The organism is Streptomyces sp. NPDC020917 (genome assembly GCF_044333795.1).
Classification (GTDB): Bacteria; Actinomycetota; Actinomycetes; order Streptomycetales; family Streptomycetaceae; genus Actinacidiphila.
In genome coordinates this window covers 194,075-206,428 of record NZ_JBIRRR010000011.1, presented here as the reverse complement: position 1 = coordinate 206,428, position 12,354 = coordinate 194,075, and the positions used below count along the sequence as shown (strand labels likewise).

At 74.6% G+C, this 12,354-nt stretch carries 7 protein-coding genes; 3 read left to right on the top strand and 4 right to left on the bottom strand.

Features of this window, described 5'->3' with window-relative positions; all coding sequences use genetic code 11:
- Nucleotides 1-12 precede the first annotated feature (12 nt).
- Entirely contained in the window at nucleotides 13-1,101 is a 1,089-nt protein-coding gene (locus ACH4TG_RS23860; protein WP_398244484.1) for an aldose epimerase family protein, read from the top strand.
- 65 nt (nucleotides 1,102-1,166) lie between these two features.
- On the opposite strand, the gene ACH4TG_RS23855 is transcribed toward ACH4TG_RS23860, so the two are convergent.
- Nucleotides 1,167-4,274, bottom strand: a complete 3,108-nt coding sequence (locus ACH4TG_RS23855) for an MGH1-like glycoside hydrolase domain-containing protein (protein ID WP_398244483.1) — start codon at nucleotides 4,272-4,274, stop codon at nucleotides 1,167-1,169.
- A gap of 401 nt (nucleotides 4,275-4,675) precedes the next feature.
- Complete coding sequence (locus ACH4TG_RS23850) at nucleotides 4,676-5,650, bottom strand: helix-turn-helix domain-containing protein (protein WP_398244482.1); 975 nt, start codon at nucleotides 5,648-5,650, stop codon at nucleotides 4,676-4,678.
- 204 nt (nucleotides 5,651-5,854) lie between these two features.
- Here ACH4TG_RS23850 and ACH4TG_RS23845 point away from each other — a divergent pair, with 204 nt between their 5' ends.
- The gene (locus tag ACH4TG_RS23845) at nucleotides 5,855-9,892 is read left to right on the top strand and encodes a hypothetical protein (RefSeq protein ID WP_398244481.1); all 4,038 of its coding nucleotides are present in this window, start codon (nucleotides 5,855-5,857) and stop codon (nucleotides 9,890-9,892) included.
- Between the two features lie 138 nt (nucleotides 9,893-10,030).
- Here the strand turns inward: ACH4TG_RS23845 and ACH4TG_RS23840 are convergent, their stop codons facing one another.
- Nucleotides 10,031-10,888 (bottom strand): SDR family oxidoreductase, encoded by an 858-nt coding sequence (locus tag ACH4TG_RS23840; RefSeq protein WP_398244480.1) that lies wholly within the window; start codon nucleotides 10,886-10,888, stop codon nucleotides 10,031-10,033.
- A gap of 104 nt (nucleotides 10,889-10,992) precedes the next feature.
- Here ACH4TG_RS23840 and ACH4TG_RS23835 point away from each other — a divergent pair, with 104 nt between their 5' ends.
- Entirely contained in the window at nucleotides 10,993-11,400 is a 408-nt protein-coding gene (locus ACH4TG_RS23835) for a winged helix-turn-helix transcriptional regulator (protein WP_398244479.1), read from the top strand.
- A gap of 86 nt (nucleotides 11,401-11,486) precedes the next feature.
- Here ACH4TG_RS23835 and ACH4TG_RS23830 read toward each other — a convergent pair whose 3' ends face one another.
- Nucleotides 11,487-12,317 carry an N-acetylmuramoyl-L-alanine amidase gene (locus tag ACH4TG_RS23830; RefSeq protein WP_398244478.1) on the bottom strand — a complete coding sequence of 277 codons (831 nt, stop codon included), beginning with the start codon at nucleotides 12,315-12,317 and terminating at the stop codon, nucleotides 11,487-11,489.
- Nucleotides 12,318-12,354 lie beyond the last annotated feature (37 nt).

Genomic DNA, 12,354 nt, shown 5'->3' with positions numbered 1-12,354 from the left:
CCGAGGAACCGTATGACTCCCCCCTCCCTGGCCCGCTCCGCCTTCGGCACGACCTCCGGCGGCGCCCCGGTGGACCGCTGGACGCTCGACTCCGGCACCGGCGTCCACGCCGAAGTGCTCACCTACGGCGCCGTCCTGCACAGCCTGACGGTGCCCGCCCCCGCGGACCGGGACCGGAGCGTCGTGCTCAGCCTGCCGACGGTCGCCGACTACGAGCGGCGCAGTCCGTACTTCGGCGCGGTCGTCGGCCGGTACGCCAACCGGATCGCCGGCGGCGCCTTCACCCTGGACGGCACCGCCCACGCGGTCCCGGTCAACGACCGCGGCCACGCACTGCACGGCGGCCCGGACGGCTTCGACCGCCGGGTGTGGCAGGCGGCCCCCGGCCGCGCCGGCGACGACGCCGTCGCGCTGCGGCTGACCCTGCACAGCCCGGACGGCGACATGGGCTTCCCCGGCGCGCTCGACGTCACCGCCACCTACACCCTGGACCGGCACGGCACGGTGCGGCTGGACTACCGCGCCCGCACCGACCGGACCACCGTGGTCAACCTGACCCACCACGCGTACCTCAACCTGACCGGCGCGGGCGCCGGCGACGTGCTCCACCACGTGCTCGCCCTCGACTCCGCCTCGTACCTGCCGGCCAGCCCCGACGGCATCCCGCTCGGCGCCCCGGTGCCCACCGCGGGCACCGCCTTCGACTTCGCCGAGCCGCACCCGATCGGCGAGCGCATCGGCGACGACGACCCGCAGGTCCGGGCGACGGGCGGCTACGACCACTGCTGGGTGCTCGGACCCGCCCCGCAGAACGGCGAACTGCACCGCGCCGCCCGGCTCGCCGACCCCCTCACCGGCCGCCGCCTGGAGGTGTGGACCACCGAGCCAGGGGTGCAGGTGTACACCGGCAACAACCTCGACGGCAGCCTCAACGGCCCCGACGGCAAGCCCTACGAGCGGCACGGCGCGGTGTGCCTGGAGACCCAGCACTTCCCCGACTCGCCGAACCGCCCCGACTTCCCGAGCACCGTGCTGGTCCCGGGGGCGGAGTTCCGCAGCACCACCGAGTTCCGCTTCCCGCACCTGGCCGAACGCGGCTGAGCCGCCCGGCGTCTCCCGCCGGACGGCTCAGCACCGGGCGGTGCGGTCAGGGCCGCACCGGCCCCTCAGCCGGACGAGGTGTACAGCGCGGTGACGTCCGCGGCGGTCAACGCCCGGTCCCACGCCTGCACCTGGTCGAGGGCGCCCGGCCAGAAGTCGGCGTCGTGCGACCCGGAGAACGCCCGGCCGATCGCGAACGGACCGGGGGCCGCGTCACCGGACGGCTGGTGCCACACGGTGGACTGGGCCTTGCCGTCCACGTACAGCGTGTACGTACCGGCGTCGGCGTCGTGGACCCCGACGAGCTGGTACCAGCGGCCGGTGACCGGCGCCGTGTCGGACAGGGCGCGGCCCGAACTGGTGGAGAACGCGAGCCTGTTGTCGGCCGCGGAGTACTGCAGGTAGAAGCCGCTGCTGACCGGGCCGTCCTGGCTCACCGCGGTGGCCCACGACCCCGTGCGGTCCAGCCGCACCCAGGCGCTGACCGTGTAGTTGCCCGTGGTGTCCAGCACCGGCCCCGACGTCTGGCCGAACTGCGAGCCGCCGCCGTCGAGTTGCAGCGCCTGGCCGGACACGCCCGGTACCCGGGCCGGCGAGCCGCTCAGGGTGGCGTCGTGGCCGCCGTCCGAGCTGTCGTGCGCGACGTTCCCCGAGGTCTCGTCGAGGTTCCACACGCCCACCGGGTCCTGGCGGCCGGGTGCGAACGCGGTCCGCACGTTCTGCAGCCGGTGCGTGGACTCGGGGTCGCCGTGCTGCGGACGGTACCCGGCGGTCGCGTTCAGTGCCGCCTGGGTGCCGGGAGCCGCGCCGGGCGGCGCGGACACCGTGAAGTGCCAGACCGCCGAGGAGTGCGCCGCGACGGACTGCGGGCCGTCGCCCGCCGGCTGCACGGTCCAGCCGTCCGGCGCCGCCACCCGCACCGACGCCGCGTCGAGCCGGCCGCCGGTGGTGTTGCGCACGGTGACGTCGACGGCGGTCGACGTGCCCACCGTGATGAGCCCGTTGGCGTTGGGCGGACCGACCGTGACGGTCGCGTCCGGGCTGGACGTCCCCCATGCCTGGAACTCGGTGACGCCGACGAACGCGCCCGGCGGATCGGTGAACAGCAGCCGCACCCTGGAGGTGGTGAGCGCCGGGAACGTGATGCGGTTCAGGCCGTTGCCCACCGGGGAGGCGGAGTCCCGGACCTGGCCCGGCACGTCCTGCCAGCCTGCGCCGTCCCAGTACTGGAGCCGGTACGCGGCAGCCGGCTTCACCCCGCCGCCGTCGTCGTAGCCGTACCAGCGGACGTCGGCGACCGAGGTGGGGGCGCCGAAGTCGACGCCGTAGTAGTCCTGGGCGTTCGGCGAGGAGTAGTTCGTCCAGCGGGTGTTCTCCGGCACTTCGGTGAACCACACCTTGCCGTCCAGGGCGTTCCACGCGTTGTCGTTCGGCCAGGTGTAGGAGGTCACCGGCTTGGGGTAGCCCTGGCGCAGCGGGTTCGCCGCGTCGTTCACCAGCGCCGCGGGAGCGGCCGGCACGGTCGCGCCGACGCCCAGCGTGGTGTCCTTGAGCGTGGCGGAGGAGCGGGCCAGCCGGCCGTCGAGGTAGATCCGCATCCCGGCGCCCTGGTGGTAGTGGCTGCCGTCGCGGTCCCACAGCACGGTCACGTTGTGCCCGTGGTACGGCACGTTCTCGGCCGCGAAGTGGTCCCAGGAGGCGGGCACGAGCGGCTGCACGCGCAGCGCGCCGCCCGACTGCGGGCGCAGCCCGATCAGGCCGGACAGCACCAGGTCGTCGAAGGTCGAGTGGTTGTAGTCCTCGCTGTGGTCGTAGCCGTCGTAGATCCAGCGGTCGGCGTCCGGGTCGTGCGCCTCGGCGACGTACGGCTTGCCGTTGCGCTGCTGCGTCCGCGCGTAGGTGGCCAGCGCCGCGGCGTAGTCGTCCGCGGTGACCGCGCTCTGGGCCGGGTAGTCGTCCAGCAGGTTCGCCATGCCGGTCAGCGTCTGCGACGTGGCGAACGGCCAGCTCGGGCCGTCCCAGCGGCAGCAGTTGCCCGCCTCGTGCATGAACCACGGGCTGCGCCGCTCGGCGGTCGTCGGGCCGTATGCGCTCGCGAAGCCCTGCGGGTCGAGGAGCTGGGACCAGGCGGACGCGTCACCGGGCTGCGCCGCGCCGAACATCCAGGGGATGTAGCCGATCTCCTCGCGGGTGTCGGACAGCTTGTGGCCGGGATTGCCGTCCCGCGCCATCGTGTAGTAGAAGCCGCGGCTGGGGTCCCACAGCCACTTCTGCAGGGCGGCCTTCAACGTCGCGGCGCGGCCGGCGTATTCGGAGGCCAGCGCGTGGTCGCCGGCCAGGTCGGCGATCGCGCTGATGGCCGCCGCGTCGCCGTACTGGTACGAGTTGAGGGTCGGCCGGAAGCCGGCGCCGCCGTGGTACGGGTCGCCGGAGGCGTAGGAGGAGGCCGAGAACTCCATGGCGTCCCACACCGGGACCGACCAGTACAGGCCGAGCCGCGCGTCGTACTGCTTGTCCCAGCCGCGGTACTGGCGCACCAGCGCGGGCAGCAGCTTCCGCAGCCCGGTGAAGTCGCCGGTGACCTGGGCCTGCTGGTAGGCGGCGGTGGCCAGCCACACGCTGTACTCGTGCGCCCAGTCACTGGTGTCGGCGTTCACGTCGTCGGTGGCCGGCTTGCTGCCGGCGCCGGGGCCGGTCAGCCAGAAGCGGATGTAGTCGTCGTCGTACGACTGGTCGCGCAGCCAGCGGCCCTCGCTGATCTGGTGGCCCGCCGCGGCGTTGATCGCCTGGTAGGGGGCGGCGTAGCCGCAGCAGTCGAGGAACTCCGTGGAGATCCAGCCGTCGGCCGGGTCGGTGTAGCGCAGGTGCTCCTTGTAGTCCCGCCACCGGTAGTAGTAGACGCTCTGCATCGTCGCGTCCGGCAGGTCCACGAACGGGATGTTGGCCTCGTACCACTGCGGGTCCGCGACGCCGGCCAGATAGGACGCGTCGTCGAGGAAGTGGGTGCCCGCGCCCACGGCCGGGTAGGGGGCGGCGGGCCGGCTCTGACCGGACGCCCCAGGACCGCCCTGGGCCGGCGGCGCGGCGGCGAGCGCCCGGCCCGAGGCGCCGCCGGTGGCAAGCAGGACCAGTGCCGCGAACGCGGCCAGACCCGCTGCCAGACGTGCCGTCATGCGCGTCCTCGTCCGCGCGGTCGTGCGCGCCGGGCCGCGCGGTGTGCGGCGGCGGGCGGCGGCCACCGCACCGCCGCCCGTATCGGGGGCCGAACGCGCTCTGGAGCGGCCCGAGTTCACCTGCTGACGCATCGCAGGACCTCCGTCGTCCATGGTCGTATATAACGATGGAAATGATGGCCGTCGCCTCCCGGGACGCGTCAACCCTGCGGAAGCCACGGGTTTTTCCGGATTCTGGGCGGGGGAGTGGTCCGTGACCGTTGTTCAGAACGCCTCTGCGACGCCCATCTTTCTATCGTTGTAAGAGTGGGCGGCAGGTTCGGAGCCGCATCCGACACCGCAAGCGGAGGCGCAACCGGAGCCCCGTCCAGGACCGTTGCCGCACCCGGTCCGCCGTCCGCTCACAGCCATCCGCGCCGCGCCGCCAGCGCCGCCGCCTGGAAGCGGGTCGACGCCCCGAGGTCCGCCATCAGGCGGTGGATCCGCCGCTGGGTGGTGCGCGGGCTCCACCCCAGGGCGCGGGCTATCGCCGCGTCGGTGCTGCCGGAGGTGAGCAGGAGCAGCAGCGTACGGCTGTCCGCGTCCTCCGGCCCCGGCCCGTCGGCGTGCCCGGCGCCCTCGCGCAGCGGCGCGGCCCGCTCCCACTCGGCCTCGAAGAGCGCTTCGAGGGCGCTGAGCATGGGGGAGCGGTGGATCAGGTATGCGGCCGAGTGCCCGCCGGGCGCGAGGCTGAACGGGATGATCGCCGACCGGTCGTCGGAGATGACGAGCTTGAGCGGGAGCGCGGCACGCACCCGGGCCCGCTCGCCCGTGCGGACGCTGGGCAGGATGTCGTTCTCCAGCCGCCCCGGCCAGGCCACCGCCGCCCGGTCGTAGACGACCCGGTGGACGATGCCGGTACGCAGCCGCTCGACCTGCGTCGCGAAGTTGCTCCCGGGCCGGTCGACGTAGGGCGGCCGGTCGAACGCGCGGACCTCGCGCTGCGCGCCGTCGGTCAGCCGGTGCACGGCGGCGCTGATGTCCTCGCGGTCGGTGAGGAGTTCCACCGCGATGTCGGGGTCGCTGATCCGCAGCGCCTCGCGGTGCGTCTCGGCGAGTTGCTGCACCAGCGAGCGGGCCGCGTCCAGCCGGTGCTCGCGGTCCTGGATGAGGGCGGTGACCGCGACGTCGGGCGCCGTCGCGGTGAAGGTCGGCGGCCGGCCCGCGGCCCGGGTGGCCAGGCCGTCCCTCACCAGCGCGGACAGCAGCCGCCCCACCGTGCTCGACGGCATCCCGCACGCCTCGGCGAGCCGCGAGGCGGGGCTGCGGGGCATCCCGACGAGGGCGGCGTACACCCGCTGCGTTTCCTCGCTGAGTCCGAGGACGTCAAGTTCCATGTCTGCTCCGGTCGTTCCTGGCCGCCAGCCGCCACCTGGCGGAACTCTGCCACCTGCGCAATCTTGCGCCTCTTGCGGGGCCGTTGGCATCGTCGGCTGCTGAAGGGGCGTCGTTCCGCGACCGGTTGCGCGGGTTCGCGTCCCTTCGCGCGTGGGCCGTACGGCGCGCGCACCAGATCCCCCCCCGGAACCGGAAGGCGTCCCATGCCACGTGTCCACCCCCCGGGCGGCAGACTCGCCCGCGCCGCCGTCGTGTTCGCCGTGGCGGCCGCCACCGCGACCGCGGCGGTGCCCGCGACGGCGGCGGCGCTGCCGTCGGCGCGCACCCCGCTCGACGCGTCCGCCGGGCACCAGTCGCCGCCGCCCCAGCCGGCCAAGCAGCGCCAGGGAGCCGTCCCCGGCCAGGTCCTGGTCGCCCTCGACGCCGGCACCACGGTGACCGGCGGCACCGTGCCCGGGACCCGGCTCGCCGCCCGTACCCCGCACACCAGCAGCCCGGCACTGGACGCCAAGCTCCGCTCGGTGGGCGCCACTTCGCTGCGGCCCGCGGTGCGCGGCGGTGCGGCGGGCAGCACCGGGCCGGATCTCGCGAACACCTACGTCCTGCAGGCGGACGGACGCGACCCGGCGGCCGTCGCCCGCGCCCTCCAGGGCACACCGGGCATCGCCTACGCCGAGCCCGACCGCTACGTGAACACCATGAACACCGGTGCGGTGCCGCTGCCTTCGACGGCACCGAAGATCGGCGGGCAGGCAGCGCGGCACTCCGCGGCCGCCCCCGGCGCCGCGGGCAAGGCCGGCACCACCCCCTCCGATGCCGCGCTGCCCACCAACGACGCCTTCACCTCGTCCGCGCAGTCCCTGCTGAACGCCGGCGGTGTGGACGCGGCCGGTGCCTTCTCCCTGCTGCAGGGCCGCTACGGCCAGCAGCCCGGCGCGGGCGAGACGATCACCAACGTCTCGATCGGCGACCTCACCGACCAGTCGATGGCCGACGCCGGCGACTCCTACGTCCGTTCCTACGGGCCCACCACCGTGGTCAAGGACGGCCAGCGCTACCTCGACCTGCCGTCGATGCCGCTGATCCCGGCCTACGTGGCCAAGGACGCCGGCGGCCTGGACGCCGCGGCCTCCACCGAGCAGCAGGACCCCACGCTCGGCGAGGTCATGCTCGACTTCTCGGTGATGGCGCCGCTGGCCCACGACCGGCAGCGCCCCGAGGCGACCGGCAGCGGCTACACCGACCTGCTGGGCATCGCGCCCGGCGCGAACTACCGCCTGGTGGTGCCCGAGCAGCCGACCACCGACCGGATCGCCGGCGCGCTGCTCGCCGCCGCCCACCAGTCGCCGCGCCCCGACGTCATCACCGCGAGCCTCGGCTTCGGCACCGACTCCGAGGGCTTCCCCGGCCGCTACCTGGAGGACGACCCCTTCATCCGCGCCACCGTCGCCGAGATCGTGCGTGAGGGCGTCGTGGTGGTCATCTCGTCCAACGACGGCACCCGCCTGTACACCCCGGCCGCGGTCGGGCCCGACGGCGGCAGCACCCCGACCGACCTCGCGCCGAACGACCGCGCCGCCACGGTGATCGACGACGACGCCGAGTCCACCACGCCGTCCCTGGTCCCCGACAGCGGTGCGATAGCCGCCGGCGGCACCACCCTGGACGACACGCTGGCCCAGGGCAGCGCGGGCCCGGCGACCGCCGCGGAGACCCGCATCAGCGGCTTCGGCAGCTTCTCCTCCGGGTTCGGCAGCCGGGTGGACCTCTCCGCGCCCAGCGACAACATCCTCGCCTTCTCGCACTCCGTGAGCGGCAGCGCGAGCGACGTCGACGTCTCGCTGAACGGCGGCACGTCCGCCTCCGCGCCCGAGATCGCCGCGGCGGCCGCGGTCGTCCTGCAGGCCGGACGGCTCGGCGGGCAGCACCTGACGCCCGGCCAGGTCCGCCAGGTGCTGGAGCGGACCGGCCGCGAGGTGCCCACCCCGCCGCAGATCGACCGGCAGCTCCACGTCGGCCCGCAGATCGACGTGACCGCCGCCGCGCAGAAGGTGCTCGGCGGCAGCACCGGCGGCACGGACCTGGTCCGGCTGTCCGTCGCCCACCGCGTCACCATCGGCGACCTCGGCGGGGCGTTCCTGGAGTCCTCCGACCAGGACCGCATCGACCTCGGCGACCGCGCCTCCGGCGGCACCGGCGAGGGGCTGGTCGGCCCGGTCACCTTCGCCGGCGACGTCACCGGCGCACCCGCGAACGCCGGCTACACCCTCACCGTGGGCTCCACGGTGTTCCGTTCCGGCACCCCGGCGATCCGCCTGACGCCGGCCCGGCTGCTGGCCGCCGCGGGCCTGCCGGTCACCTCGACCGCCGACCGCGACGTCACCGTCACCTACCGGGTCGTCGCCGGCGGCCGCACCGTGGCCTCCGCCACCCGCACCCTGGCCGTGGGCCCGAGCAACGGCAGCTACGCCGAGGCGGCCGCGCCGGAGGCGCCGGCCACGGTCGCCGCGGGGTCCCCGGTCACCGTCGCGTACGACCTCACGGGCGTCGCGTCGACCTCCTCGCCGGAGCTGGTGCTGTCCACCGTCGGCCACTGGAACCCCTCCCTCGCGCCGCTGTTCACCGCCGCCTGGCACCAGCCGCTGACCGCGGCCAAGGGCACCGTCACGCTGCCCGCCGACGCCTTCGACGGCGGCGGCCTGTACGGCATCGGCATCGCCCAGGCCGGCTTCGGCGGCAACCCGCAGCGCGTCGTCTACGGCGAGTTCGCACCGATCCGGGTGGTCGGCGGGACCGCCGCCGACCGCCCCGCCGCGCCCCTGATCCGCGGGGCGAACGGCGTCAGCGGCCACACCGCAGAAGTCACCCGCGCCGCCTCGCAGTTCACCCTGGACTACGACGTGCGGGCGGTCCAGGGAGCCCGCAGCGCCGAGGTCGAGTTCTCGGCACCCGCCCCGACCCTGCACGGCTCGCTGAACACCTTCACCAACGCCAACGGCACCGGCCTCGACGACGACGGCGTGGACACCCCGTCGGTGCTCCACCGGGTGCTGACCGGCACCGCGGGCAGTGTGCGGCTCGACGCCGCGGCCCTGGGGCTGACCGGCTCGGACAGCTACAACGTCCGGGTGCTCGCGCTCGACCGCGACGGCCACGTGGCCGGCCAGGCGTCGCCGCTGTCCACCCTGGCCTTCGACGACGGACCGGCGCCCGACGGCGCCGCCGTGGAGAGCTTCGCCGCCGCCGGCGCCCACTCGGTGGCCGCCCTGGCCACCGCGGACGGCGGCAGCGAGGTCCGGCACTACGCCACGGCCACCGGCGGCTACGGCGCGGACATCACCTCCGACCCCGCCGACGGCTCGGCGTACCAGGTGATCGGCGCCACCGCGGACCGGGTGCTGCTCGCCCACCGCCCGGCCTCCGGCAGCATCCGCATCGAGACCTGGGACACCGGCAGCGACACCCTGCTGGGCACGACCACCCTCGGCTCCGCGGACGGCAGTTACGTCACCGGCCGGGTGGACGCCGCCCGCGCGCGGGGCGCGGTCCTGCTGCACGGCACGGGCAACGCCGACCTGGTGCTGCCCGTCGACCTGGCCACCGGCACCGCCGGCGATCCGATCGCGGCCGACCCCTCCGGGGTGCCGGCGGGGACGTACGGGCTGATGGCGTTCGACAGCTCCACCGGTGACGTGTTCCTGACCAAGCCCGCGGGAGCGTTCAACTGCCTGGGCGGCGTCACCGTCGCCCGGGTCGACCTGGTGGCCCGGACGGCCACCGCGGACGGCAGCACGTCCGCGTGCGGCCACGGGCTCGGCTCCGACGGCGCCGGCACCCTCTACAACCTGACGGCCACCCAGATCAGCGTGAACATCGTCCCGTCCGGGGTGATCAGCGGGATCGACGAGGCCACCGGGACGGCGGCCGGCACCGCGACGACCCTGCGGGTCGGCAAGCCGGCCGGCCTGGCCGTGGACGGCACCCACAAGATCGCCGTGGTCTCCTACGCGGCCCCGGCCGGCACGCCGTACTTCGGTGCGGGCCTGTGGGTGCCGGACAACAACGCCACCGGCCAGCTCGCGGTGGTGGACCTGACCACCGGAACGGTGCTCAAGACCCTGCCCGGCTTCGTCATCGGCGGCCACGGCGGCGCCGAGAACGCCGTGCAGCTCGACCCGGCGACGCGCACCGGCTGGACCTTCGGCCCGAACGACGCCCAGATCCAGCAGTTCTCCTACTGACCGTCCTCCCTACCGCTCTCACCGGGAGCACCGGCCGGTACCACCGGCCGGCCGTCCCGCCGCGCCTCGCGCGCGGCGGGAACACCGGAACCCCCGGCGCCATCCGCCGGGGGTTCCGCTGCGTGCCGGGGTGCGGCGTCAGCCCGCGAGGGCGGCGCCGATGGCGTCGGCCAGCGGGGTGGTGGGGCGGCCGATCAGGCGCGACAGGTCGTCGGTGGTGCCCGCCAGCAGCCCGCGGCGGATGCCGGAGACGTCCACGTCGACGAGGATCCCGGCGACCGGGGCCGGGACGCCGGCGCCGGTGAGGATGCCCTCCAGCACCTCGGCCGGGACGTCCTGGTGGGCGACCTCGCGGCCGGACTGGCGGGACAGCTCGGCCGCGTACTCGGCCAGCGTCCAGGCGTGGTCGCCGCTCAGCTCGTAGGCGCGGCCCTCGTGCCCGTCCGTGGTGAGCACGGTGACCGCGGCGGCCGCGTAGTCCGCGCGCGAGGCGGAGCCGATCCGGCCGTCGCCCGCGCTGCCGGCGACGCCGTGCTCCAGCTGCACGGGGATCTGCGCGGTGTAGTTCTCGTGGTACCAGCCGTTGCGCAGGAAGGTGTACGCCAGGCCGGAGTCGAGGATGGCCTGCTCGGTGACCTTGTGCTCGTCGGCGAGCCGGAAGTCGGCGTCCGGGCCGCCGAGCACGCCGGTGTAGACGAGCCGCGCCACGCCCGCGTCCTTGGCCGCGTCGATCACCGCGGTGTGCTGCGGGACGCGCCGGCCGACCTCGGACCCCGAGATCAGCAGGACGACGTCGCCGGCGCGGAAGACGTCGGCCAGCGTCTCCGGCCGGTCGTAGTCGGCCACGCGCAGCTCCACGCCGCGCTCGGCGAGATCGGCGGCCCTGGCCTTGTCGCGGACGGTCGCGACGACCTGGTCCGCGGGCAGTACGGCCAGCAGTCCGTCGACGACGAGTCGGCCGAGGTGTCCGGTGGCTCCGGTGACGACGACGCTCATGAGGTGATTGCTCCCGATATAGGCAGTTGGTCAGTGGATGTGATACCAACCGTAGGGGGTGCACTAACCAGGGGGAAGTACCCACTTTGAGGTAAGGTACTGCTATGAGCGTGAGTGATGAGCTGGGCGAGCTGCGCAGGCCGCCGGACGTGAACGCCGCGGACTGCCCGTCCCGGCTGGTCCTGGAGCACGTCACCAGCCGCTGGGGCGTGCTGGTCCTGGCCGAACTGCTCGACGGCATGCGGCGGTTCAGCGAGCTGCGCCGGGCGGTCGGCGGGGTGAGCGAGAAGATGCTCGCCCAGACCCTGCAGACGCTCGAACGGGACGGCTTCGTGCACCGCGAGGCCCATCCGGTCATCCCGCCGCGCGTCGAGTACACCCTCACCCCGCTCGGCGAGGAGGCGGCCCGGCAGGTGTGGGCGCTGGCCCGCTGGTCGGAGGACCGCGTCCCGGCGGTGCTCGCGGCCCGCGAGTCCTACGACCGGGCCAAGGCGGCGCAGGCGCGCGCCTGACGCGGTCCGGCGCTCCGGCCCCGCGCGACGCGGGCCGGGCAGGGATCAGGGCGGCCGGGACCGAGGCGGCCCGGTACGGCCGGGCGTCAGCGCTGCAGGACGCGTGCCGCCGCGGGGGCCGGCCGGTCGGCGGGCCAGGTGGCGGTCCGGCGCAGCCGGTCCGCCGTGCGGCGTATCCACGGCAGCGCGGCGTACAGGGCGTCACCGGGGCAGTCCGTCTCGTAGACGTCGCGGTGGCCGGAGATCGCGTTCAGTTCCACGGCGGTGCCGCGCGGGAAGCGGCTGCGGTCGCTGCTGGACACCATGCGGACCTTGCCCAGCGCGTTCACGTCCGGCGCCAGCTTCCAGGCCGCGATCCGGGCGATCGCCTCCAGCATCGGCTGCGGCACCTTCACGCCCGCACCGAAGTGGCCGAGGGCCGCTATCCCGACGGTGTCGACGTTGAACCCCTCGGTGTGCGCGCCCTGCACCGGCCGGTCGATGCCGCCGCCACGGCCCTCGTAGACATTGCCGCACCGGTCGACGACGAAGTTGTAGCCGAGGTCGTCCCAGCCCTGGGCGATGTGGGCCTGCTCCATCGCCCGGAGCATGGCCGGCACGTCCTTGGCGCAGTCGTAGTCGTTGGAGTTGTCGGTGTGGTGGATGAACACCGCGCGCACCCCGGGGTCGTAGGCCGGCCTGTCGTGCACCGCACCCTCGTTCGCATGCCAGGCCGCCCGGGTGACGACGACCGGCCGCAGCATCGCCGCGTGCAGCACCGGACGGGCCTGCCGGACCGCCCGCGCGTGGCGCTCCGATGCCGAGCAGGACATGAGGAAGGCGAGCGAGAGCAGCCCCGCCGCGAGCCTGACCCTGTGCGGCCACATGCCGACCAGGCTGCTCCCGGCGTGCCGCCCGTACACCCGTACGACCGCCATTCGGGTGAATCCGGATGCCGCCGCCGGGGCTGCGGGG

Coding starts and splice junctions, on each gene's coding strand:
- ACH4TG_RS23860 (WP_398244484.1), top strand. CDS start 13: ATGACTCCCCCCTCCCTGGCCCGCTCCGCCTTCGGCACGACCTCCGGC.
- ACH4TG_RS23855 (WP_398244483.1), bottom strand. CDS start 4,274: ATGACGGCACGTCTGGCAGCGGGTCTGGCCGCGTTCGCGGCACTGGTC.
- ACH4TG_RS23830 (WP_398244478.1), bottom strand. CDS start 12,317: ATGGCGGTCGTACGGGTGTACGGGCGGCACGCCGGGAGCAGCCTGGTC.
- ACH4TG_RS23850 (WP_398244482.1), bottom strand. CDS start 5,650: ATGGAACTTGACGTCCTCGGACTCAGCGAGGAAACGCAGCGGGTGTAC.
- ACH4TG_RS23845 (WP_398244481.1), top strand. CDS start 5,855: ATGCCACGTGTCCACCCCCCGGGCGGCAGACTCGCCCGCGCCGCCGTC.
- ACH4TG_RS23835 (WP_398244479.1), top strand. CDS start 10,993: ATGAGCGTGAGTGATGAGCTGGGCGAGCTGCGCAGGCCGCCGGACGTG.
- ACH4TG_RS23840 (WP_398244480.1), bottom strand. CDS start 10,888: ATGAGCGTCGTCGTCACCGGAGCCACCGGACACCTCGGCCGACTCGTC.